The sequence below is a fragment of the Providencia sp. PROV061 genome (assembly GCF_011045655.1).
GTDB lineage: Bacteria > Pseudomonadota > Gammaproteobacteria > Enterobacterales > Enterobacteriaceae > Providencia > Providencia hangzhouensis.
The window spans coordinates 473,340-499,212 of record NZ_CP042861.1 but is presented as its reverse complement, the minus strand read 5'-3'; the positions used below and the strand labels follow the sequence as shown (position 1 = coordinate 499,212).

Below are 25,873 nucleotides of genomic sequence, written 5' to 3'. Positions count from 1 at the left end.
GGGATCATGTTAATTAATCAAATCAATTTTGCAAAAATGTATCAGCAACATATGCAACAAGCTCAACGAAGCCGCAAAGAGCCAGAGCATTGGGATAAAAAAGCACAACAAATGGCGCAAACTTGCGCTAATCCCCATGACCCATACTTAGTGCACTTTCGTGAATTAATGGATTTAGCAGGCGCTGAAACCTTGCTTGATGTGGGCTGTGGCCCAGGTTCAGTTAGCCTTTGCCTTGCTAATGAATTCAAGGAAACGATAGGTATTGATTATAGCCGCGGTATGCTCGAAATGGCTAAACTGCGGGCAAAAGAACTCGCTATTCCACATGCACGCTTTGAACAACTGGCATGGGAAGATGACTGGAGTTCATTACCCAAAGTCGATATTTCAGTGGCGTCACGCTCAACACTCGTTGATGATTTAAAAGCAGCCTTACTGAAGCTTAATCGCCAAACAAAATTGCGGGTATACACGACCCATACCATCAACCCAACATTTATTGATGAAAAAATAATTCGCAAAATAGGCCGCGAAGTGGTTCGTTTACCCACCTATATTTATGCAGTGAATATATTGCATCAAATGGGCATCAATGCGCGCGTTGATTTTATTAAAAGTCCAAATAAAGGTGGATTTGATAGCTTTGACACTTTCGCTGACAGTGTCAATTGGTCCCTTAAAAATATTACACCAGGAGAAACCGCTATCTTACGTCAGTATTATGATGAACAAGCGGCACTAGGCAAAACAATCCCTTATCCATCCAGAGATTGGGCAATGGTCTCTTGGGATGTGGTCGATGAATCGGAACTGACATTATGATTTACGTGCCTGATACATTAATCGACCAACTACTGCTAGATGATATCCAGTACGGCGACCTTACCACCCGTGCGCTCGGCTTGCAGGCTCAAATGGGGGTGATGACCTTTGCATCCAAATTTGGGGGCTGCATCAGTGGGGTCACCATCGCCAGACGTATGTTAGAGAAACTTGGGATCACTTGTGATTGTCACTTTCAAGATGGCCAACAAGTTGCCCCACAAAGCGTTTTAATTCGCGCCACTGGGCCGATTGAAGCCTTACATCAGGGCTGGAAAGCGGTACAAAACGTACTGGAATGGTGTGGAGGTGTCAGCCACTACACCCAGCAAATGGTAAATATTTTGCATCAATATCAACCGGATGGGCAACTTGCGTGCACGCGAAAAACCATTCCTCATACTAAACCCCTTGCCTTAACTGCGATTTTGGCTGGGGGCGCTATTATTCACCGAGCAGGTAGTGCAGAAAGTATTTTACTGTTCACCAATCATCGCCAATGCCTTGAAAATCCAAATGATTGGGTGAGTCATATTAAAACACTACGCCAAGCCGCCCCTGAAAAAATGATTATTGTTGAGGCGGATGACTATGAACAAGCCATTCTCGCTATCAATGCGCAAGCCGATATTATTCAGCTAGATAAATTGCCCATTGAACAAATTCAGCGGCTACAAGAACTCACCAAGCAACAAAGTCGGCCTTGTCGACTGTCCATTGCAGGTGGAATTAATTTAAAAACAATCGAAGCATTCGCACAAACAGGGGTGCCATTATTGGTTACATCAGCCCCTTACTACGCAGCACCGCGAGATATTAAAGTACATATTTTTAAGCAGTAACCTAAGTAGTTAGCGTCAAAAAAATCATTTGTAAAAACAGCCTACCTCGTAGGCTGCATTCGCTTGTGGTTAATGACGCATATCGTTATATAAAAAATAATATATCGTTATTCATAAAACTGGAAAGAGATAATGAAAATAAAACAAATTACCTATTTGGTTGGGATGGCTTTATTCGCAGCACAGGGACACGCCGCGTCTGACCCTAAAGCAGAAAAAAACACTGACGTGATGTCTGTTTGGAGTACACCATTAGCAGCGGATGCAAATGTCATCACGCAAGAGCAAATGACACAATTGAATAAAACCAACGTTGCACAAGCACTGAGTACAATGCCAGGTGTATCCATTCAAAAATCAGGTAATCGCAACGAAACCCAAGTGAATGTACGTGGATTTGATAGCCGCCAAGTCCCTATCTTTTTTGATGGCATCCCAACTTATGTCCCTTATGATGGCACCCTTGACCTAGGGCGCTTTATGACGAGCGAACTCGCAAGCGTTGAGCTATCAACTGGATATACTTCACTATTACAAGGTCCAAACTTGATGGGGGGAGCGATTAACCTAACCACCGCTACCCCTAAAAAACCTTTTGAGGCCAATATCAGCTTAAACCAAGGTTTCGCTCGTGGCGCAGATAATGCCCACAATATTAGTGCACGCTTAGGTGGCCGCAATGACTTAGGTTTTATTCAAGTCAGTGGTAGCCAATATAAGCAACGTTTTATGGGGATCCCGAGTTCAGAAAATGATAACCCATTGGCGGGAAATAATGGACGCCGTCCTAACTCTGCAACAGACGATAAACGTATGATGGTGAAAGTGGGCTGGACACCTCGTGAAGCTGACGAGTATGTGGTTACCTATCTAAAGCAAGATGGTGATAAAAACAGCCCGCCGAGTGTAACAAACACCAAACCTCAAATTTGGCAATGGCCAGCTTATGATAAAGAAAGTATTTATTTCAATGGAACAACCCAAATAACCAATGATATCGCGTTACAGAGCCGTCTGTACCACGACACATTTAAGAATACACTCCATCAATATAGGTCTGTTAAAGACTATAAAGACGGTATCTATAACTACAGCCGCTATGATGACTACAGTAATGGAGCTGACATGCGTGTTGACTTCACCGTGCGTGAATTAGATATGCTGTCATTTGCCGCACACTGGAAAGAAGACGTTCACCGCGCACGTGCAAAGAGAGATGTCCCATTCGACCGCTATAAAGATAATACCTATTCTATTGCTACAGAATATCAATGGGTTGCGATGGATAATCTCGATATTATCGCTGGTATTGGTTACGATTGGCGCAAAAGTGCCGACGGCAAACGTTATGATTACAAATCAGGTGATTTTGAAAAATATGATGGCAATAGCCAACATGCATTCAACTGGGAAATGATGGCTCGTTACCATTTAGAAAATGAAGATACCGTACAGTTCTCGGTATCAGAAAGAAGCCGTTTCCCAACACAAAAAGAACGCTATACCAAAGAAAAAATGAAAAGTGATGATACCTTTATCATTAATCCTCATATTGATACAGAACGAGCCCTAACTTACGATTTGACCTATAAAGGGCATATCTCCCCAGTTTGGTCATATACATCAAGTATTTATTACAACCATGTCTCTGATGCGATTATGGCCCATCGTGTTGGCACTAATAAAAATGGGGGATACGTGCTTGAAAACCGCAATAGTGGCAAAGTTGACTACTTTGGGATTGATTTAGGGACTAACGGGCAAATCACAGATTGGATGGAAGCTGGTTTAAGCTACGGATATATTCACGCAGATCCTAAGCACTACAGTGTAAAACACGTTGCCGAGTTACCTACCCACAAAGCCTTTGCTTGGGTGAAATTCACGCCATACGACCCATTTAGCATTACCATTACCGAAGAAGCAAGAAGTTGGGCATTTAATTATGTTGATGCAGAAAGCAAAGTACGAGGCTATGCTAAAACTGACCTGCGCTTAGATTATGATTTTGGCCAAGGTATTTCTGTTAACACCTCAGTGAACAACCTATTTGATAAATCCTATGAATACACTAATGGTTATATTGAAGAAGGCCGTAACTATTGGTTAGGTATTGAATATAAATATTAATCCTTAATATATTAGGCGAAGATTAATTTCTTCGCCTAATAAAGTGTAAACTTTACAAAATTAACTTCTGTCTCTCATAAAATAACAAAGGCATTAATTTAAGTGCAAATACCTAGGATTATTCCCACAAAAGAACATCCATAGGTAAGAATGGATTTATTTAGATTAATATATTTTTTTAACAATAAATATGTAGACAAAATGAATTAAGTCACCTAAAAATTATTTTAATACAGTTTTTAAACCCAACCAAGGTATCAATTCAATAAATTTGCTAATTAATTACAAAAAAGCTCATCGCATAAAACTTGCAGTAAATTGAATCCCTATTTAAACTATAACAACAAGAAGTTAAATAATAATATTTATTCAGCCTATTTATTAGAATTGGCTGTTATTACTTTTAGATTTTCTATTCGCTATTTTAATTAGAGAGCAGACGGCATCTATGAACGAGTCACATGACTACACTATTGACGAAAAATATATTTTCGAAAAAAACACAAGCTTAATATACTCAAAAGATGATAAAAATCAATTTATTGAATTATCTAAACCTGCTGCTAGATTATTCGATGAGATTATCTCATTAAATTTAAAAAAAGGACTCGCAACACGAGATGAACTTTTAACGAATGTATGGGAAGAATATGGCCTTGTCGGTTCTAATAATAATTTAAATACTTACATTAGTGAAATAAGAAAAAAATTAGAGCAGGTCGGTATTGATCCTAAGTGTATTGTTACAGTACCCAAAAAAGGATTTCGTCTTGATAGTCATATCGTTATACACGTAAAATCTGACGAACAAAATAATGAAATTAATCCCCTCCATATAAGTAAGCATGACTATATCGAAAATTCAGAGTTATCTCAAAAACTCCCTGATAACACAATATCAGAAAACTTATCACTTGATGAAAATACCAATAACTCGGAATTATTAACTGGAGAAGACGATAGTAGCAATATCAATACGACACTCGCGATTAAAAATAAAAACAAAAAAATATTAAACAAAAAAACTTTAAAAATATTGCTATTAGCTATTTCAACAATAGCGATATGCTATTTAATTAATTTATTTTTTTGGTATTATATGGCTAAGGAAAATCCAACGAGTGACTACCTGTCAGTCAGTTCACGTGAAAAATGTATCATACAAGCACCGGTTAATATGCTAGCTAAAGTTTCTAGCGATAATATCAATCTAATACATAGCAAGCTGGATAAATATAATATTCGATGTGATGAACCCAAAAGAATCATTCTTTTGTCAGACTTAAATCAAGCTTATTCTATTGATAAAAATATATCTCTCAGCATTTGTAGCAGCATTAACATTAAACATGATTGCATATCGATTAATGATCAGAGAATTTGAATGAAAAAATATATTGCCGTATCGTTATTTTTAATCGCAACCGCATCAACCGCATCCTTTGTTATCAATAAAAATAATCACAATGTTCAAATCTGCCATTCTGAAATATTATGGATTAAAGATAATAATACACAGAATGGGTTGAGCTTAAAATCAAAGATTAATGTACAAATTTCAACAAAAAATTATGGTCGCATGAATATGTATGGCTACTTAAAAGATGATAAAAAAATCTACCGGCTTAATAGAGCAATTTATTTTAATTACTTAGCGATTGACCACAATGGTAACTATGTTGTTACCTTTAAATCTTCATCAGTAACCAATTCAGATAATATACCTGAGAAGTTATTTTCTAATTTCATTCAATTAGAAATTGATAAAATTAAGTACTATATTAATATAACTAAAATGAGTGATAATCTTTATATTATCAAAGATGAATCATCTTCTGCTTTTACATGCCAACTCCAATAAAAAAAAGCCTACCAACAATTACGCTTAAGTAGGCAAAACCGTCAACATGGGAAACTAGTAATTTCAAATTCGATTCTTAAAAAATAAGTAAAATCAGAAAGATAATCTATTGAAGACCAAACATTGCAACTTGTGAAACACCATTTTGATCAATCATCCCGCGAAACATACCTTTAGTATTAAATTGCATAACAAAATTGCCCTTATTATCTACTGCAATAATACCTCCAGTGCCTCCCATATCTTTCACTGAATTCAAAGTATTCATTGTGGCTTCAGCCAATGGCGTATTGCCGTATTTCATTTGAGCAACAACATCATAAGCAGCAACACCTCGGATAAAGACCTCACCTAAACCAGTTGTAGAAATTGCAACTGTATTGTTATCCGCATATGTTCCGGCTCCAATAATGGGTGAATCACCAATTCGGCCATAATGTTTATTAGTACTGCCACCTGTAGAGGTTGCTGCGGCAACATTTCCGCGGCTATCAACGGCAACAGCACCCACAGTGCCATACTTATAATCAAACATTAGCGGGTCTATAAATAGCGAGGCGTTAATTCCCTTTTCTTGATCGAGTTTCCGGCTGATCTCTTTCACTTTCTTTAATTGTTCGCTGCGTTTTTCAGTAATAAAATAGGATTCATCAACAATATCTAACCCTTCTGATTTCGCAAATTGTTCAGCTCCGGTTCCTCCCATCATCACATAAGGGGTTTTAGTCATCACTTTATAGGCGGCCATGATAGGGTTTTTTACATTCGATACACCCGCTACGGCGCCAGCTTTGAGATCGCGACCATCCATGATAGAAGCATCTAATTCCACTTTATTATTTGTAGTTAAAGAAGCCCCTTTACCTGCGTTATATAGCGGAGAGTCTTCCATTACGATCACAGCCGCTTGAACGGCATCTATACTATCGCCACCTTGAGCTAAAATGGAATATCCTGCCTGTAATGCTTCCTTTAATTTCTCTTCATGCTCTTTTTGTAATTCAAGAGTGAGTAAACGTTCTGTAATATCCCCTGCTCCGCCATGGATGACAAGACGAAAGTTAGTATCGGATTTTGAAAAGGCTAGAGATGAGAAAAAAAACAAAAAATAAAGAATAAAAAATAAAAAGGTAGATAGTTTTTCTTTCTCGTAATCCTTCAGTTTATACATTATATCTTGCATTTGGATCTCTCAGTAATACATAGGATTACATTATTAAACAAATCAAGTTACTCCTAGCCCTAAATACTATAACATTACCTGTAAATTACAGTGTGGATGTATTTTTAGGCAATTCTAATACTAATTCATCCAACACACTCCATGTAATCGTATTTACATCACGGATTTTGCTATCTGAAATGAATATTTGCTCTGATAGTGGCTTAATTGGCTTAAATAATTCTTTGTAACCAACGGATACTCCATTAACAGCCAAACTTTCAAAGGACATATAAATTGGTGAATTATTTTTAACTATAATATTATTTCCTTCTCGCCTAAAGGAAATCTTTTTTTGCTCATTTTCTATGGTTAAATTAGCAAATTGCTTAGGCCTATAATAAACTTTAAAGTGAAGGACTTGAATAGTATTGACATCAATACTACTATTATTTTCTCGCATGTTTTTGTCTAATGGAGGGATAGCTCTATATTTTACAATATAAACCGTTTCCCTATCTTTCGCTAATTTATCATTATCACCAATAAACATAACTCGCCAAGTATAAGAGTTGCCAGCTTCCAGCTTATGAAGTGGAGGAGTGACCATAAAAGGAATATTTATATTATTTTCTTTTATATCAAGACCACTACCTTCATCTAATAATTCAACAGATGATTGCATTAAATAAGGTGTTTTATCTGTATCATTCAAAATTCTAAATGACACACTTTTCTCACCTTCAATAAATGTTGTTCTTTGGTAGGAAAAAACTAATGTTCTATTCTCCCCCCAAGAGACGCTTATAAAACTAAAAAATAAAGATAAAAATAATGGAACTAACCCTAGTGAACGGAAAAACATTTTATCACCCAATTTTCTTAATAAAATAATTCCACTGATATTGCTAAACTTTAGTATATATAGATACTTCAACACGTGCTCTATACTTTCCTATCTCTGTATTCGGATTTAAGCAAATAGCCCACTTAATATTTAGATCTTGAACTACATTAGAAACAGAGTTTAACCCTAATAAGGTTTCTTCTTGGTTAGCAAAATTCAATAAGCCCGCTTTTCCTTCGTCCTTACAAGTTAAGCTTCCGCTACTACCAGCTGCATATGGTAATGCTAACAGATATGGCGTATTAGAGGTTATGTTTCCACCAGTTCGGTCGAACCATAACTTATGTTGGTTAGCTGAATCCACAGTTCCTTCACGAGCGATCGCAGAAATGTAAATTGGCTTATTATCTGCTGTACATTTATATTTAAAACTGGATTGTCTGAAAAACTCAGTTTCTCTACCAGCAATAATAGTAAAATTGTCTTGGCTAACATCAGAAATACTACAAACCCTTACAACGTTCAAGCTAGTTGAAATTTGTAATGTACTAACACCATCTTGATCATTATCTTGACCATAAGAGCCAACATATAATGGAATTCCACTATATGAGTAACGGCCAGGTTGTATAGGCACAGGTGCATACATTTGCATTGGACCTGCTATATATACACTAACATTCCTTTTTGAATTATAACCACCAGGAGCTCTTGTCCCATCCGGTGGTGTGTAACAAAGCTTCCACTGACGGTTGCCTTTAGTACTTCTATCCACCAAATTAGGTACATCTTCGAATACTACACCACTATAGCTTTCTTTAACGAATCCTGATGAACCTATATTGTTATTTCCTGAAAGTTTTACAGAAAAACCTAAACTAGGAACAATATAGGCATAAGCGCCGCTAGCATGAGTAAGTTTTATTCCAACTTTATTGACTCCAGGAACTTTCTGCAGGGCTGCAGTTGCATTCGGCCCCCCTTCCACAATAGGCTCATCAACACAAGATGTACTGCGAGGTGAAATAGAAAAAATCGCAAAATCCGGTGATGTCCACGCTTGAGTTTTGGACCCATAAATATAGTTATAGGTTGTAGAAGTTCGACCAGACAGCCTACCTTCGACTAAGTAGGGATCCGTTGCTGCCTTCGGGTGCTCTAAGTCAATAATACCTTCTAATGTTAATGTCATTGTACCGCCGTTCTGAGCTGCTATCATCGATTTCATTGGAAAGAATGAAATCAGTGATATCAACAATATTAACGGTGAATTAATTGACTTATTTTTAATAAAAAATTTCATAGCCCCTCTTAAAATTTTAATAAGGTAAGAGTCCGGTATAACAAATTATTGGCAATTAATAGAGATAGTACGGATTGCCTGTCCTTTACTTATATTAATGCTGCCTAAGTTAGAGAATGACGCTAAACATTGTTGGTTGCTATTTGCACCCCAACGAATTTGCAATTTACCAGAATCAGGTAACCCACTCATAAATAACTGATTATTATCGCCAACAATACCTGTATTTTCTTCGGTTGCATTTTCTTCAATTAACGATGCTACAGCCCCAAACGGCAGCACAGTACCATTCGACATTTTTAAGTTGATAACAGCTTGATATCCAACTTTAGTATCAAATTTAACTTTAACAATTGCCCCTGCTGCGGGATAAACCGTTTTACTGGTTTCTCTAAGAAGAACATCATTAGGTAGTGTATTGACATCCATATTTATAACATTTGCGTTATAAGGAGATATATAAGGATACAATGCATAACCTCGATTATTAACCTCTACATCTTGGTTACTTACCTTAGTACCAGCTGCACCTTCAGCTTCAATGATCGCCATACTATCCCCCATAGTACGCCCGAATAGAACACCACCCGAATGTAATAATAGGCCGCCATTGACACTTGCGTTCATTGATTGACTATTCTTAGAATAGCTATATGCAGAGGAAATATTACCCGAGGAACCTGAATAACCAGCACTTAAAGAACCACTATTCCCGACGCCTTTATTCCCATACCCTTGCGTAATACCATAATAAATTTTATTATCTAACAAGTTACCTGAAATTCCTGCTTGCTGATCAATATAGCCATCATTATTCTGGCTAAATGAATAAGTACTATATATATCCTTCGCTAACACATTGTTGGTAAATATGCTGAACGGTATGCTGACATTTACTGATACCATTCTATTTTCAGGCCAAGATGTATTATCTTTTATCCTATCTATGCTGTATGTAATACCATAGTTTATTTTGTTATAAGTTCCGTTATATCCCATCACCATCTGACGAACTTCACGGTTGATTTCCCAGTAATCAGAGATGCTTCCTGATAAGAAAACACTACCATATTCTCCCAATCTTTGCGTTATAGAAGTGGTAAAACTCGCTCTCTGACGTTGGTTAATCCAAGGCGCAACCCCATCCTTCAACTTATAGTCATAGTTATTGAAATCAGCAAAACTAAAATAAGATCGAGTAGAATAGCGTAAAGCAGTTAAATCGATAGAAGTCCCTGTCGACATCATACTTTTCGAATAACGAACACGGTATGATTGTCCAGCGCGGTCTCCTAAATCGCCATCCATATTAGCCGTAGCATGAGTAATATCCATAGATAAAGCACCAAAAGTGCCTAGTGATACACCTAAGCCAGCTACTGCTGAAAAATAATTATCCGCAAATAATAGGCCACCATATAATGTACTATTTGTAGGCAGGCCATAAATTAAAGATCCTAAAAAGAAATCAGATCGTTTAGAATCAACGGTATACCCACCATCATAGCGACCAACACTGGTCTCATACTTATAGCCACCAGGTCTAAGCATCACAGGTAATGAGGAATACGCAACTGTGAAGGTTTTCTCAGTTCCATCTTCTTCCTTGACCGTAACATCTAAGTTACCCGCGTTACCTGAAGAATATATATCTTTAATTCTAAAGGCTCCAGGTGACACATATGTTTGATAAACAACATAGCCATTTTGTCTAATAGTAACCTGCGCATTAGACTGAGCAATACCTGCAACTTCAGGAGCAAAGCCTCGTTGGCTATTAGGAAGCATTGCCTCATCACTTGATATTTTAACTCCTTTGAATGGAATAGAATCAAAAACATCACTACCTGTAGATATTTCACCAACCATCATTGTAGATTTAATGGAGTGAAGGGCTCTCATTATATATGTATTAGTAAAGTCAGTAGATGATTCAGTATCGCCATTACTCTTAGAATAAGAGTAACTCATATTGGATCTCAGTCTCCAAGGACCTAAATTTAAGCCACTATTCAATGTTCCAAATAAACTATCACTTTTATTTGTTCCAGACGATGAATCTGTTTTATTTTTATTACCACTAATGAAGTAATTCAAAAATAATGCAGAAACACCAGTATCTAACATTGATGGATCAATATATCCTTGAACTTTATTGTCCATGTATATTTGAGGGACAGTGACTATTAATTTTAACTTACTAACATCAACTCTTACTGTTGCGTCTTTAATGTAGTCATTAAGTGATAATATTTTAACATCTGGAGATAAATTATTAAGCCCAGGCAGTGCTTTTACATTAACCCCCCAATTTTCCAAGATTGTCTTATCAAATTCAGGTACAACAAGACCTTTTGAGTTTGCAACAAAATTAACATCTTGTTCGGATAGTATGTTTCTATTTATTTCGATCTGTAAGCGATAAACACCTGCCGGAATAGTATTGGATGAATTAAATTGAGATAAATCTAACTGGCTAGCATCAATTCCTAGCTGACTTTCAAGCATGCTCGGATCAAAATAATCGTCACCATATGAATACAGAGATAAGCTTATCAATGAAGATAGCAAACCAAGTTTTAATATTTTGTTTTCCATTCCTCTAGCCTTAGATTATCTTTACATTCAAAATATGCAAGCGCTGAAAAATCATTATATGTTATTTAATAAATATAAAAGAAATTTCAATTAATTCTAAACACTTCAGTTCCAGCACCATTATCATCAAGAAAACGCCAACTTGCTACATTTATACTTTCATTAGTATTTTCTAATTTATAATAACTAAATGGTGAAACTAAAATGGAATCATTATAGTTCTTACCATTCATATTAAAATCAACAATTGTCATATAATAAGGGGTTGGATTATGAAATTGCCACCTTCCATCCTTATTTTTTAACTTTACCTGTTCAAAATTATTCTTATTTGGCTCAGGTATACCATTAGGCCGATAATATAATTTAATAATTATAGCTGTTACAAAAACTATTTCAGGCGTATCCCCTTCCTCTAATTTTTTGCTAGTCGGTGGAATACCCCTTACTTTCAAATAGAATACTGATTCTCTATCTTTAGGTAGCTTAGAAACATTATCAGGATATATCCTAACTGCATGTTCTGTTTTACTTTTAATTTTGAATAAAGGAGGGCTAATTATAAAACTATCAGCATTCTTCTCATCCTTTATATCTAATAATAACATTTGAATTAATAAAGGGCTTTCACCCTCATTACGGATACTAACAACCTTATTCTTATCTGAATCTGTGAAAATAACTCTACTTTGGCCTAAAGATAATCCTCCAGCATGAAGGGTAAAGTGCCAAGCTAGTATTATTGTTAATATCAACCGTATCATCACATTTACCTATTTAATCTGCATAATATGACAATGTTAGTGTTGCTTTAAATGCCCCAATATTTTGATCTATCGAGCAATCAGCAACTTGGTTCTTACACATGACATAAGCATAAAATGTTTTAGTTACATTTTGAGTTTTAATATTCGACCATAAAACATTATTAGTTTCTGTAATAAAATCTGCAGATGATTGATTTGCATTATCATTTGCAGAGATTCTTACAGCAAACGTTTTTCCTGGATTATCTAAAAAACCATCATTTATTGTGTAGTTGCCAGTTAATTTAATATAGTTATTATCAAAGCTATTAGTTTTACAGTTACTGATTACAACATCAAAAGCTTTCTTAATCTTTCCACTAGATGCATCCACCCCAAACTTAGATAAAGGCACATTTCCAAAATCAACAATATTCTTTTTACCACTATCACTAGTGACAGCAATATCACAGGTATTTTTAGGCACAGTTAAATCAAACGTAAAATCGTGTGTACCTGGTACTAAAGCTGTTGAAGAATAAGAAAAAAACATCACGTAAAAGGCCAATGTAACTCTACAACATATTTTATTTAGAGACTTCACAGTTAATACCACCTATTAATTCTTATGGTTGAAGTAATACTATATCAACAGAGGCAACTAGTTCTCCAGGTATTGGCTGAGTAGTTCCAAGCTGGACAACATTTACTTCAAAATGATTCTCTAATTGGCTATTAGCTGTAACATCAAAACTAATTTCACCGCCAGCATTGAGGTTTACGACTTTACAATTGAGCTTATTCTCATCACAGTTTTTTAAAACAAACGCAGCTCCAGTAATATTATTAGTTGGATATATTTTATTACTATTATCAACTAAAGTTCCTATCCCAGGCGTTATTTTCATTTTAAATGGTGCTGGACCATCAGATAGATTAAAATCAGTGCAACTATATTTTAAAGAAAAGGGTTTCACATAGGTTTCATCGTCAACATTCGGTTTAATTTGAGGTGTTAATAATGGTTTATCAAATTTAACCGTCATCGATTCATATGATACTTCACACGTTCCTTTAGATACATTGCCGATAACTTCAATATCTAAAGCTGAAGCTCTTCCAATAAAGAAACACATGCCTATTACAATATAAATAGCACTTAAAATAGATGCCTTTATTTTGTTACTAATTGATTTTTCCACTAAAAGACTCCTCGCCACCTAAGTCATTAATAACTGTCCATTTAACTATACCATTACGGCCATTTGCCGGAGTTATATAACTGAAAGAGTCAAAAGGAGAAATCATTGTATTACGCTTTTTCATATTTAAATCAATTTTAACACCATTAACACTGAGCTTATTTAAAGAAATATAGTATGGTGAATTATTATTAATAATAATACCTGTACTACTAGAGCTTACCTCTAAGTTTTTATATGCGTCATATGGTGAGATAGATAATTTTGAAGGTCGGTAAAAAACCTTAATAATATTATTATAACCAATATTCATTGCAGATCCTTCTAAAGGACCATCAGTAGCAGGTATCATAGTAGCAGAGAAATAAAAAACACTCTCTCTATCTGTTGGTAATGAATTCGGTTGAGCAAAAATCCTAATATCTTGCGTTGCCCCTGAGTTGATTTTAATTAATGGAGGTGTAACTGAAAAAGGCGTTTTTGATGCTGAACCATCATTATTCATGCTTACCGAAAATTTTGCTAAATAATTAATATTTGTATTATTTCGAGCACCAACCGATACACTACTTTCACCCTGGACATATATTATTCGGGTCGCATTTAAACCAACACCACCTGCAGCGTAAACGTTAGTAGTAGTAATTAATGAAAACAGTAGAATTAAAGCTCTATAACAATCATTAACTACTTTTTTTCTTAAAAACGATTCTTTTGCTTTCATTACTTAGTCCAATCATTAAAAACAATATTAAGAGGCTTTTTAATTAAAAAGCCTCTTTACTCGTATTAACTAATATTATTAGTTATAAGATATAGTAAATGTTACTGGTACGGATAATTTATCAGTAGGTACACCAGTTTTGGTAAGAATCAGATTAGCTTTCATAGGAATGACAGCACCACCATCTTTAGCAACTTTAGGGTCGATAACCACTACTGCATCTGCGTTAGGAGTAATATTAACTGCACCAGAAGCTAATTTAACTGCTAAAGCTTTAGATTCTTGGTTAGCAAACAGTGCTGGGAAACCAGCTGCTGCTTGACCTTGAGCGAATACGTTCATTGAAGTATCAGCTGCGTCAGCAGAACAGTTAGACAGAACTAAATCAAAAGATTTTTCATCACCTAAAACTGCATTTGGTGCTAAAGCATCAGTTACATCTTTAGTGAAAGTTCCCCAGTCAACAACAGAACCTGTAGTAGTTGAAGACACATCACAAGATTGAGCACGTAATTGGGCTTTGAATGTTACTTCCGCACCTTTCTTACCATCTGCAGCTAATGCAGAACCTGCTACCATAGAACCTGCTAATACTGCTAAAACCGCTAATTTTTTGTTGAATAACATATGTAAATACCTCTGTATTTATGTCGTCATGTAAGTAGTTAAAGACACAATTTTTATTAAAAACCAAGTTCACAATAATTGTTTACAAATACCTATGCCATTTTCATGAGCCTGGATAACTAACTGTCAACCTATTTAATTAAGTCAACATTGGGGGATATTAAAATCCGTTCAATACCCTTTTTTAAAACCAAATTATTGAACTGGTTTTAAAAAAAAGACTATTTCTGTATCGCCGAAAATGAGAGACCAACATCAATATAGAAATAGTAAAATGGACAAAAATAAAATATATGAAAGTTTAATCAGCTATTATTGCAACTTGAATTCTGTATGAATAAAACCTAATTGTCTTTAAAAGCATTCCACACTTTTAATTCATCTCAAATTCACATTAGCTATTCCCGTTTGAAACAAAACGAAACAAACAAAAACATTATGCTGAACTTTTAAATACCTTGTTTCTTTCTGATACCAATATTAATACAGCAATATTAATTGTCAAAATAACACAAAAATAGACCTAAATTTAGCTTTTTAGTCTAAAATAATTATATAAATAGATATAAATACCAGAAAATGAAGAAATACTATAACTAATGATCGCCATTTAGATTAATTTATATTTATAAAGTCAACTTACTTATAAATATTTCAGGTAGTATTTAGTTATGTAAAAATCACACATTTTATTTAATTCTAAAAATCCGATAAAAATGATATTAAAAACCATAAATACATGCATTGAAAATATTGAAATGAAAAAACAACTTAATATACGATTCATTACACCATTACAACAGATAAGCGTAAGATAAGTCTTAATTGAAATTTACACTAAATGGCAATCTAAAACCTTACGTTTTGTGTGTTTTTTGTTAAACAACATCGAGTTTTTTGTTTAAGAAAAACAAAGAGGATAGGCTTGTTTTGAGTATTCTAATTATCTGTTTTTCCAGATAATCGTTTGCTTATATTTCCCTTTAAATAGAAATAATATAAATATAAAACAATGTATCCCCGCGCATTCCTGATCTCAAAAATATGATAAGCTTATTAGCAGTAATTGTTTGCATTTTCGAATATTGAGGCCGATTAGATGAAAAGAATGAATGAAGACAAAATCCTTGCAATGGCCGAGAATATTTGCCAATCAAGAGGCGTCAGGTTGACACCACAAAGAGAAACAGTATTACGCCTGATAGCACAGCAGCATGGCGCAATCAGTGCTTATGATTTACTTGACTTACTACGTGAAATTGAACCTCAAGCTAAACCACCTACAGTTTATCGTGGCCTTGAGTTTTTAATGGAGCAAGGTTTTATCCATAAAATTGAATCAACGAACAGTTATGTCGTCTGTCACCATTTTGATAACCCGAGCCATATCTCTGTTATGTTAATTTGTGACCAGTGTGGAAGCGTAACGGAAAGTGATTGCACAACAATAGAAGCTGCAATCATTAATTTAGCAGATGAACACCAATTCCGCTTAAGACATACAGTGGTAGAAAACCACGGCTTATGTAAAAATTGTGACGAAGTGAATAGCTGCCAAGATCACGAACATTGTCACCATAACCACGAACAACTAATCGCCCAGAAGAAGAAATAAGTAGCTGCGTTGATAAATAGTTTGATGAAATAAAAAAATAGAGAAGAGAAAGAAATAAAAGAAAGGAAACAAAACAGGCAGACCACAGAATGAAACTATGAAATCTGCCTGCAATAGTCCTTCCCGCCTGTAACCTACCATTACGGCTAGCGACTAAAGGAACTTAATACCAATCACTATTACGGATAACCCCAACGGCTAAGCCTTCAATAGTGAAATTTTGCTGACGTAAGTCAACAATAATAGGTTCGAATTCTGGGTTTTCTGCTATTAATTCAACACGGTTACCCTGTTGCTTAAAACGTTTAACAGTAACCTCATCTTCGATACGAGCAACAACCACTTGCCCGTTATGGACATTCTGCGTTTTATGTACAGCTAATAAATCACCATCCATAATGCCAATATCTTTCATGGACATCCCATTCACACGCAGCAAAAAATCTGCATGTGGTTTAAATAGCTCAGGGTCAACTTGATAGTGACTCTCAATATGTTCCTGCGCTAATAATGGTTCGCCAGCGGCAACACGTCCAATCAGAGGTAACCCCAGGTCTTCTGTTTCTTCTTCAAGAAGCAGACGAATACCTCGGGATGCGCCTGAAACGATTTCAATAACCCCTTTGCGCGCTAAGGCCTTTAAATGTTCTTCTGCCGCATTAGGCGAACGAAAACCAAGGCTTGCTGCTATCTCAGCACGTGTAGGAGGCATACCCGTCTGCGAAATGTGATCGCGCACCAGATCGTAAACCTGCTGTTGTCGAGCCGTCAGTGCTTTCATTCCGTTCCCCTGTTTGTTTATACAGTCAAGCTGTGAGTATATACAGGTAAATGAAGATTTGGAACAGTTAAATCGCTCAATTTAAGCATTTGTTATCGATTTACTTTCTTTTTACCCTATTAAGCACCCGAACGCCTTAGCCAGAGAAATAACGCTGCCATAATACCAGTGCCCAAATAAATAGCGCTAAGGCGATACTCACAAATACCGCAGCGGAACCAATATCTTTAGCTCTTCCTGACAGTTCATGATACTCACTACCAATACGGTCAACTACGGCTTCTATCGCACTATTCAATAATTCGACTATTGCCACGAGGACAACTGAACTCACTAACAAAATTCTATCTATATAGCTGATATCTAAATAAAATGCGATAAAGATTGCGATAATCGCAGCAACAGATTCCTGCCTAAATGCGGCTTCATTAACCCAAGCTGCCTTCAAACCTTTAAGGGAATATCCCGCCGCTTTGATCACTCGCGTGAACCCCTTAACTTGACTCGCCATATTTATTCCTTAAAAAATGCAAACAATAATCGATTTTTACGGTCAAAGTGAATTGTCAGTAACAGATCTAACCATGTATTTCTGGTATGATTGCGCAGCATTGTTAACAAGAGGCTATAATCATTTATGTCACTATGGCGTAAAATATATTACAACACGTTGAATTTACCACTTAAATTATTGGTAAAAAGTAAACTAATTCCTTCGGATCCCGTCACTGAGTTGCAGCTTGATGTCAACAGGCCAACCCTATACGTATTACCTTATCATTCGAAGTCTGACCTCCTCACGCTACGGCATCAATGCTTAGCTATTGGTCTGCCAGACCCTCTGGTCGACAATGATATCAATGGAACGAAGCTTCCGGCGTACGTTTTTATCGATGATGGCCCACGTGTTTTTCGCTATTATTCACCGAATCCACGTAAGGATTCAGTAAAAACTTTCCATGCTTATTTAGATTTGCATAAAAACAATCCAAATCTAGATATTCAAATGCTACCTGCATCCGTGATGTTTGGCCGCTCACCGGGTCGTGAAGGCCATACTCCAGCACCACCATTGAAACTGTTAAATGGGATTCAAAAATTCTTTGCAGTTTTATGGTTAGGGCGTGACAGCTTCGTGCGTTTATCACCCATTGTCTCAATTGGGAAAATGGCACAAGACCACGGCACAGACTCCATTATTGCCAACAAACTCGCCCGTGTCGCGCGTATTCACTATTCGCGCCAACGTCTAGCAGCAGTTGGGCCAAAACTCCCTGCACGTTATGAGCTGTTTAATAAGCTATTAACGTCTAAAGCGATTGAAAAAGCCGTTGAAGACGAAGCGCGTAGTAAAAAAATTCCACTCAAAAAAGCCCAGCAAAATGCCGTTGGGATGATGGAAGAAATTGCAGCCAATTTCTCTTATGAAGCCGTACGTTTAACGGATAGGGTTCTTAGTTGGACTTGGAACCGTCTTTATCAAGGCATCAATGTTCAGCACGCTGAACGGGTCCGCCAGCTTGCACAAGACGGCCATGAAATCGTTTATGTCCCCTCTCACCGCAGCCATATGGACTACTTACTGCTCTCATATGTGCTATACCATCAAGGGCTAGTTCCACCTCATATTGCCGCGGGGATCAACCTCAATTTCTGGCCAGCAGGGCCGATTTTCCGCCGTTTAGGGGCCTTTTTTATTCGCCGTACGTTCAAAGGAAATAAACTGTATTCGACTGTTTTTCGCGAATATTTAAGTGAGTTGTTTGCTCGGGGTTACTCCATCGAATACTTTGTGGAAGGTGGGCGCTCACGTACCGGTCGTTTATTACAGCCTAAGACGGGTACCCTCTCAATGACGTTACAAGCGATGTTGCGCGGTGACTCACGCCCTATCACCATCGTTCCTATCTACATTGGATATGAGCATGTGATGGAAGTGGGAACTTATGCCAAAGAACTTCGCGGCGCAGAAAAAGAGAAAGAAGGCTTTTTCTCTATGGTTCGCGGCTTACGTAAATTGCGTAACCTAGGCCAAGGGTATGTTAACTTCGGTCAACCCATTTCATTACCTCATTACCTTAACCAGCGCGTGCCTGATTGGCGCGACTCTATCGACCCTATCGAACCACAAAGACCAACGTGGCTAAACCCAACGGTCAGTTCGTTAGCCGATAACATTATGGTCAATATTAATAATGCAGCCGCAGCCAATGCGATTAACCTGTGTGCGACTGCGTTACTGGCTTCTCGTCAACGCTCACTCACTCGTGAGCAACTGATTGAACAAGTCGACTGTTACCTGCAATTATTGCGCAATGTGCCATACACCGCAGATGCGACGACCCCAAATAAAACAGCAGAGCAATTGTTAGAACATGCTTTGCAAATGGATAAATTCGAAGTCGAAAAAGATAGCATGGGGGATATTATTATCCTTCCTCGCGAAAATGCTGTCTTAATGACCTATTACCGTAACAATATCCATCATTTATTGGTATTACCATCACTAATTGCTAGCATTGTATTGCACTATGAACGCATTAGTCGCCAAGACATTCACTATCAAGTAGGCCAAATTTATCCGTTCTTAAAAGCAGAACTGTTTATGCGTTATAACAGTGATGAGCTACACGAGGCGGTAGATACGCTAATTGATGAGCTAAATAACCAAAAGCTGATTTGCTTAAAAGAAGACGACATGGTGGTGTTAAATCCTCGCCGTATTCGTCCATTACAGCTCTTAGCTGCTGGCGTACGTGAAACTCTGCAACGTTATGCAATCACATTATCATTACTCAATGCGAGCCCTGAAATCAGCCGTAATACGCTGGAAAAACAAAGCCGTATCCTTGCACAACGCCTTTCTGTTTTGCATGGTATCAACGCTCCTGAATTCTTTGATAAAGCGGTATTCTCCACATTGGTCGATACCCTAAGAGAAGAAGGCTACATTGATAATAATGAAAATGATATCTTTGTCACCAATGCGCAAAAACTGTATGCCGTTCTGGCTCGATTGATGTCACCTGAGATTCGCTTAACTATTGAAAGTGTTAGTCAAGATGATGAGTTTTCTGAAAAAAAACCAACTGAAAGCACGCAATCTCCGGAACAAGTGAAAAGCTAATCGCCTTTTCTCGAGTCAATAAAACAAAAAAGGTCATGTTAGAAATAACATGACCTTTTTCACTTTGGCTCAATAACTGTAATTTAAAAATAACTGATAAAAATACCAATAAACAATATTAAGCCAACAAAGTTATTGTTCATAAAAGCTTTAAAGCAAGGCGCACGTTCACGGTTAACCATCAATTGCTGCTGATAGATAAATAAACCCGCAACTAAGACTAATGAAATATAATAAAGGGTTCCTAAACCCGCCAGTGAGCCAATCACCAATAATAAGCCAACCATCAGTAATTGCAGCAAACCAATAATCAGTTTGTCATATTGCCCGAATAGAATAGCGGTTGATTTCACACCAATTTTTAAATCATCATCGCGGTCTACCATTGCATACTGAGTATCGTAGATCACCGACCAAATAATATTAACTAAAAACAGCAACCAACAAACAACTGGCAAAGTTTCACCAACAGCAGAGAAAGACATTGGAATTGACCAACCAAAAGCCGCACCTAATACCACTTGGGGTAAATTACTGACTCTCTTAACAAAGGGATAAACCCATGCCAAAGCCAACCCTGCAACCGACAACCAAATGGTCATGGAATTGAGTGTCAAAACTAGCAGAAAAGAGAGGCCAACAAGGCTTGCAAACAATATTTTTGCTTCTTTTTCTGTTACGTCCCCACTTGGGAGTGGGCGGTGTTTAGTCCGCTCTACGTGGCCATCAAAATGGCGGTCAGCAAAATCATTAATGACACAACCAGCAGCACGCATAAAGAATACGCCAGCAGTAAATACAATCAAAAGATGTAAACTTGGCGTACCTTGAGCCGCAATCCATAATGCCCAATACGTCGGCCACAATAGCAACAATGAGCCAATGGGTCTATCTATACGCATTAAACGGCTGTATGCATGCCATTTACTTAGCGTCATACTTCCCTCCACTTTATCGTGCTCCTTTTCGAATTCCATCATACTTCAAATTAGGTATATTTTAATACCACCAAACTCGGCAACTTACTGATTTATATTTATTGGCATAGTGTCATTGCAGAGACCTGAAAACTCAAAGTACTTAGGATAGTTAGCGATATGCAGGTGATTCAGGTAAAAATATTTCTGTTAACAGCAACGGTTTATTCGATAGTCTTAACCGAGAACTACGTACCCACCGGTTTGCGCAAAAACCAATATGGATATAATCTCGAGTTAAACTCTCGCGGCTAAATAAATAACGCCCTAATGGCATTCTCCCAATATCCACCAGTTGTTGGTCATCATCAGTCAGTGTTTCTTCAGGGATTATTGTTCGGCCCAGTAACCAAGGGATTCCATCTCCATACATGACAACTTCTCTGACCCAATAACGCGGGCTTTCAGGTAGAGACTGCACTTCATCCGCGCTCAGCTTATCTTGTGATACATAGCGCTCTAAATAAGGTATCACGGTAACTTGCTGGCTATGCTGCTCAAAACGTTTTGTCATGGAGCCAAGCTCTAGTAGCCAATCTAGTATATTGGCAGGCACTATTTTATCGTTTTTATCGTTCTCCGCCAGCCAGTGAATCGGCTGAGAAGTAAAAAGCGTTTCATCCATTACTTAAAATTCCACCATGAATAACATGGTTATGGTTATGATTTACTGTATTTCTTACGCAATAGGATATCACGTTGTTTTACGACAAGGTTAAAGTTAGCTAACAATTTATATAAAAAGTCACATTTTCAACACAAAATGTAAAAATATAGTGAAAAATTTTTTAATTACTAGCAAGTTATCGATAATAATAAAATTCATTAATATCGTAACAAAATGAATTTGTTTAATTAAAAAATAGCCTGATGGACAGTATGTCAGTTAAACAATGTAAGGTAGGAACTTCCTACCTTACATTTAACTATTTAAATAATACGTTATTAATTTATCGCCAAGCTTTGTAGCTGTTAATCAAACCATTGGTCGAGCTATCATGGCTACTCACGGTATCACTATTTTCTAATTCAGGCAGGATACGGCTTGCGAGTTGTTTACCTAACTCCACGCCCCATTGGTCGAAAGTAAAGATATTTAAAATCGCCCCTTGAGTGAATATTTTGTGCTCATACATCGCAATCAATGCACCTAACGAATATGGCGTGATTGATTTCAATAAGATAGAGTTAGTTGGGCGGTTGCCTTCAAACACCTTATAAGGCGCAACATATTCCATATCCGCGACATTTTTACCTTGCGCAGCAAACTCGGCATCAACCACTTCACGAGTTTTACCAAACGCCAGTGCTTCGGTTTGCGCAAAGAAATTAGATAATAATTTTTCGTGATGATCCCCTAACGGGTTATGGGTTACCGCAGGTGCGATAAAATCACATGGGATCATCTTAGTTCCTTGGTGGATCAACTGATAAAACGCATGTTGGCCATTGGTTCCCGGCTCACCCCAAATAATCGGGCCTGTTTGATAAGTAACAGGTTTTCCATCACGACCAATATATTTACCGTTCGATTCCATATTACCTTGTTGGAAGTAAGCGGCAAAACGATGCATGTATTGGTCGTATGGCAGAATCGCTTCAGTTTCCGCTTCAAAAAAATTGTTGTACCAAATACCAATCAAACCTAACAACACGGGGATGTTCTTTTCTAGCGGAGTTTGGGTAAAATGCTTATCCATCGCATGGGCACCGTTCAATAATTGAACGAAATTATCAAAGCCGACCGATAAAATAATGGATAAACCAATCGCTGACCATAATGAATAACGGCCACCAACCCAATCCCAAAATTCAAACATATTGTTGGTATCAATACCAAACTTCGCGACTTCTTCACCATTCGTTGAAAGTGCCACAAAATGCTTAGCCACTTGACTTTCATCTTTTGCCGCAGCCAAGAACCAATCACGAGCAGAATGCGCATTTGTCATGGTTTCTTGCGTTGTAAAGGTTTTTGACGCAATTAAAAACAGTGTTGTTTCTGGGTTCAGCTTTTTCAGTGTTTCCGCAATTTGCGTACCATCCACATTCGATACAAAATGCATGTTTAGGTGGTTTTTGTATGGACGCAGTGCTTCTGTCACCATAAATGGACCAAGGTCTGAACCACCAATACCGATGTTCACCACATCCGTAATCGCTTTACCGGTGTAACCCTTCCAATCACCGCTGATAATACGCTGACTAAATTGCTGCATTTTTTCCAATACTGCATTCACTTCTGGCATGACATCTTTGCCATCAACATAAATAGGGGTGTTATCGCGGTTACGCAAAGCAGTATGTAGTACCGCACGGTCTTCAGTACGGTTAATTTTTTCACCTTGGAACATACTGTTAATGGCGCTTTCTAGCTCTGTTTCTTTTGCTAAGGCCAATAAATGTTCCAATGTTTCTTGCGTAATTCTATTTTTGGAGAAATCCACTAAGATTTGACCATCGAACGTTGCCGAAAAATGAGTGAAGCGGTCTTTATCCTGCGCAAACAAATCGCGCATATGGACATTTTTCATTTGCGCAAAATGTTGCTCTAGCGCCCGCCATGCAGCCGTCTGGCTTGGATTAATACTTCTCATGGATAACACTCTCCAAATAATTTCAAATAGAAATAGATTGTACCCCGTCACGAAAACGAGACTTATCGGTTTTCTGCGTTATATTGATATTCCCCAATTCTGCCGCACTTTTCCAGACTTAATTACCCATTTTATTAAAATACACACTTTCTAGACTGATACGTATACAAAAGTATATGATCCGGTTATCTGAGCGCAGTCAACACCCAAACTGCTTGAAATATAACGAGTATATACTCTAAATAATTCGAGTTGCATGTAGGCGACAAGCGAAGATAGACCGATGAGCATACAAAAGTATGTGATTCGGTTATCTGAGCGCAGTCAACACCCATGCAGCTCGAAGTATGACGAGTATATTGAGAAAACCGATAATAAATTACCTATCATTAGAATTACTGATTTACTTCGATTCTTGATTGACGCAATCCTATTTACCCGATAAATCTATATAAAGATTAGGTTTAACCAAAGGGATTGACACCATGAATATCGCAGCGTCTTCAACAGACAACCATCAGTATGTTATCGCCAAATTTGGCGGCACTAGCGTCGCTAACTTTGAAGCGATGAACAACAGCGCCAATATTGTTCTCTCCAACCCAAATGTGCGAGTTGTGGTACTTTCCGCCTCTGCTGGCATTACCAATTTATTAATCGAACTGGCCGAAGGTTGCGATGCTGATAAACGTAATGAACTGCTGAAAAAAGTGAAGGATATTCAATACGCAATTATTGATAACTTACAAACTGCTGATGTTATTCGTGAGGAAATCAATCGATTACTCGATAATATTGCTCATTTAGCTGATTCGGCTGCTTTAGCCACTTCTGATGCATTAACGGATGAAATGGTGAGCCACGGCGAATTAATGTCAACCTTACTATTTGTTGAAGTACTACGCCAACGTAATGCTAACTCCCAATGGTTTGACGTACGCAAAGTGATGAGAACGAATGACAGCTTTGGCCGTGCTGAACCAGAACTTGCTCAGCTAAAAGCATTGTCAGAACAACAACTCATGCCACGCCTTACTGAGTCGGTTGTCATTACTCAAGGGTTTATTGGTCGTGATGAAAAAGGCCGCACGACCACTCTTGGGCGCGGTGGAAGTGACTACACCGCCGCTTTGTTAGCTGAAGTCCTTAATTTATCACGTGTAGATATTTGGACTGATGTTCCTGGAATTTACACCACTGACCCTCGCGTCGTACCGAGTGCCCAACGCATTGATGAAATTGCTTTCGATGAAGCGGCAGAAATGGCGACCTTTGGCGCAAAAATTTTGCATCCTGCGACACTCCTTCCTGCAGTACGTGCGGGGATCCCAGTTTTTGTCGGTTCAAGTAAAGCCCCCGAAGCCGGCGGCACCATTGTGTGTGATAAAACCACGAATCCACCACAATTTAGGGCATTAGCACTGCGCCGTAAACAAACGCTACTCACCTTGCACAGTCTAAAAATGCTGCACGCACGCGGTTTCTTAGCGGAAATTTTCACCATTTTACTGCGCCACAATATTTCAGTGGATCTAATTACGACTTCAGAGGTCAGTGTCGCCCTAACCTTAGACACAACAGGTTCAACGGGAACTAACGGCAGTTTACTCACCAATGCGCTAATGACAGAGCTATCCGCATTATGCCGTGTTGAAGTGGAAGAAGATTTAGCGCTCGTCGCAATCATTGGTAATGAGCTGTCGCAAGTGAATGGCCTCGGAAGACAAATTTTTGGGGCACTTGAGTCATTCAATATTCGTATGATCAGCTATGGAGCAAGTAGCCACAATATTTGTTTATTGGTACCTGGAAATGATGCTGAAGAGATCGTTCGTACTTTGCACAGTAACTTATTCGAATAGTGTGGAAGTTTGATCAAAATACTAGAAGGCGATCATTTCGATCGCCT

General features: G+C 37.6%; 22 protein-coding genes. 8 read left to right on the top strand and 14 right to left on the bottom strand.

Annotated features, from left to right (window positions below; translation table 11 throughout):
- Positions 1-6 precede the first annotated feature (6 nt).
- The 5 genes from FVA72_RS02265 to FVA72_RS21915 all read left to right on the top strand — a co-directional run bounded on the left by FVA72_RS02265 (position 7) and on the right by FVA72_RS21915 (position 5,658).
- Positions 7-825: a class I SAM-dependent methyltransferase gene (locus FVA72_RS02265; RefSeq protein ID WP_110592527.1), complete on the top strand. Its 819-nt coding sequence runs from the start codon at positions 7-9 to the stop codon at positions 823-825.
- Positions 822-1,667, top strand: a complete 846-nt coding sequence (modD, locus tag FVA72_RS02260; RefSeq protein WP_096865054.1) for a ModD protein — start codon at positions 822-824, stop codon at positions 1,665-1,667. The genes FVA72_RS02265 and modD overlap by 4 nt, the downstream gene beginning before the upstream one ends.
- A gap of 132 nt (positions 1,668-1,799) precedes the next feature.
- Positions 1,800-3,797: a TonB-dependent receptor plug domain-containing protein gene (locus FVA72_RS02255; protein ID WP_110592528.1), complete on the top strand. Its 1,998-nt coding sequence runs from the start codon at positions 1,800-1,802 to the stop codon at positions 3,795-3,797.
- A 448-nt stretch (positions 3,798-4,245) separates the two neighbouring features.
- Positions 4,246-5,181, top strand: coding sequence for a winged helix-turn-helix domain-containing protein (locus FVA72_RS02250; RefSeq protein WP_110592529.1), 936 nt, complete (start codon positions 4,246-4,248; stop codon positions 5,179-5,181).
- The gene (locus FVA72_RS21915) at positions 5,182-5,658 is read left to right on the top strand and encodes a FidL-like protein (RefSeq protein ID WP_110592530.1); all 477 of its coding nucleotides are present in this window, start codon (positions 5,182-5,184) and stop codon (positions 5,656-5,658) included. It abuts the gene before it with no gap.
- A 106-nt stretch (positions 5,659-5,764) separates the two neighbouring features.
- On the opposite strand, the gene FVA72_RS02240 is transcribed toward FVA72_RS21915, so the two are convergent.
- The 9 genes from FVA72_RS02240 to FVA72_RS02200 all read right to left on the bottom strand — a co-directional run bounded on the left by FVA72_RS02240 (position 5,765) and on the right by FVA72_RS02200 (position 14,867).
- Positions 5,765-6,841, bottom strand: coding sequence for an isoaspartyl peptidase/L-asparaginase family protein (locus FVA72_RS02240; RefSeq protein WP_175427109.1), 1,077 nt, complete (start codon positions 6,839-6,841; stop codon positions 5,765-5,767).
- 85 nt (positions 6,842-6,926) lie between these two features.
- Positions 6,927-7,685, bottom strand: coding sequence for a fimbrial biogenesis chaperone (locus FVA72_RS02235; RefSeq protein ID WP_110592531.1), 759 nt, complete (start codon positions 7,683-7,685; stop codon positions 6,927-6,929).
- 43 nt (positions 7,686-7,728) lie between these two features.
- The gene (locus tag FVA72_RS02230; RefSeq protein ID WP_094962855.1) at positions 7,729-8,970 is read right to left on the bottom strand and encodes a hypothetical protein; all 1,242 of its coding nucleotides are present in this window, start codon (positions 8,968-8,970) and stop codon (positions 7,729-7,731) included.
- A 45-nt stretch (positions 8,971-9,015) separates the two neighbouring features.
- Positions 9,016-11,568: a fimbria/pilus outer membrane usher protein gene (locus FVA72_RS02225; RefSeq protein ID WP_110592532.1), complete on the bottom strand. Its 2,553-nt coding sequence runs from the start codon at positions 11,566-11,568 to the stop codon at positions 9,016-9,018.
- 86 nt (positions 11,569-11,654) lie between these two features.
- Positions 11,655-12,332, bottom strand: coding sequence for a fimbrial biogenesis chaperone (locus FVA72_RS02220; protein WP_110592533.1), 678 nt, complete (start codon positions 12,330-12,332; stop codon positions 11,655-11,657).
- A 13-nt stretch (positions 12,333-12,345) separates the two neighbouring features.
- A complete protein-coding gene (locus FVA72_RS02215) occupies positions 12,346-12,918 on the bottom strand; it encodes a fimbrial protein (protein ID WP_232368713.1) in 573 nt (190 codons plus the stop codon).
- Positions 12,919-12,940: 22 nt separating this feature from the next.
- Entirely contained in the window at positions 12,941-13,516 is a 576-nt protein-coding gene (locus FVA72_RS02210; protein ID WP_110592534.1) for a fimbrial protein, read from the bottom strand.
- Positions 13,500-14,240, bottom strand: coding sequence for a fimbrial biogenesis chaperone (locus FVA72_RS02205; RefSeq protein WP_096865062.1), 741 nt, complete (start codon positions 14,238-14,240; stop codon positions 13,500-13,502). The genes FVA72_RS02210 and FVA72_RS02205 overlap by 17 nt, the downstream gene beginning before the upstream one ends.
- Before the next feature lie 78 nt (positions 14,241-14,318).
- On the bottom strand, positions 14,319-14,867 hold the full coding sequence (locus FVA72_RS02200) for a fimbrial protein (protein ID WP_110592535.1): 549 nt from the start codon (positions 14,865-14,867) through the stop codon (positions 14,319-14,321).
- A 1,099-nt stretch (positions 14,868-15,966) separates the two neighbouring features.
- Here FVA72_RS02200 and zur point away from each other — a divergent pair.
- Positions 15,967-16,482 (top strand): zinc uptake transcriptional repressor Zur, encoded by a 516-nt coding sequence (gene zur, locus FVA72_RS02195; protein WP_110592536.1) that lies wholly within the window; start codon positions 15,967-15,969, stop codon positions 16,480-16,482.
- Between the two features lie 163 nt (positions 16,483-16,645).
- Here zur and lexA read toward each other — a convergent pair whose 3' ends face one another.
- Positions 16,646-17,263: a transcriptional repressor LexA gene (gene lexA / locus FVA72_RS02190; RefSeq protein WP_110592537.1), complete on the bottom strand. Its 618-nt coding sequence runs from the start codon at positions 17,261-17,263 to the stop codon at positions 16,646-16,648.
- Between the two features lie 136 nt (positions 17,264-17,399).
- Entirely contained in the window at positions 17,400-17,774 is a 375-nt protein-coding gene (locus tag FVA72_RS02185) for a diacylglycerol kinase (protein WP_110592538.1), read from the bottom strand.
- A gap of 126 nt (positions 17,775-17,900) precedes the next feature.
- Here FVA72_RS02185 and plsB point away from each other — a divergent pair, with 126 nt between their 5' ends.
- A complete protein-coding gene (gene plsB / locus FVA72_RS02180; RefSeq protein WP_096865064.1) occupies positions 17,901-20,390 on the top strand; it encodes a glycerol-3-phosphate 1-O-acyltransferase PlsB in 2,490 nt (829 codons plus the stop codon).
- An 83-nt stretch (positions 20,391-20,473) separates the two neighbouring features.
- Here the strand turns inward: plsB and ubiA are convergent, their stop codons facing one another.
- From ubiA to pgi, 3 genes are all read right to left on the bottom strand, one after another.
- The gene (gene ubiA, locus FVA72_RS02175; protein WP_036958350.1) at positions 20,474-21,328 is read right to left on the bottom strand and encodes a 4-hydroxybenzoate octaprenyltransferase; all 855 of its coding nucleotides are present in this window, start codon (positions 21,326-21,328) and stop codon (positions 20,474-20,476) included.
- A gap of 151 nt (positions 21,329-21,479) precedes the next feature.
- A complete protein-coding gene (gene ubiC, locus FVA72_RS02170) occupies positions 21,480-21,992 on the bottom strand; it encodes a chorismate lyase (RefSeq protein ID WP_110592539.1) in 513 nt (170 codons plus the stop codon).
- A 325-nt stretch (positions 21,993-22,317) separates the two neighbouring features.
- Positions 22,318-23,964, bottom strand: coding sequence for a glucose-6-phosphate isomerase (pgi, locus tag FVA72_RS02165; RefSeq protein ID WP_110592540.1), 1,647 nt, complete (start codon positions 23,962-23,964; stop codon positions 22,318-22,320).
- Positions 23,965-24,449: 485 nt separating this feature from the next.
- Here pgi and lysC point away from each other — a divergent pair, with 485 nt between their 5' ends.
- On the top strand, positions 24,450-25,826 hold the full coding sequence (gene lysC / locus FVA72_RS02160) for a lysine-sensitive aspartokinase 3 (RefSeq protein WP_004261326.1): 1,377 nt from the start codon (positions 24,450-24,452) through the stop codon (positions 25,824-25,826).
- Positions 25,827-25,873 lie beyond the last annotated feature (47 nt).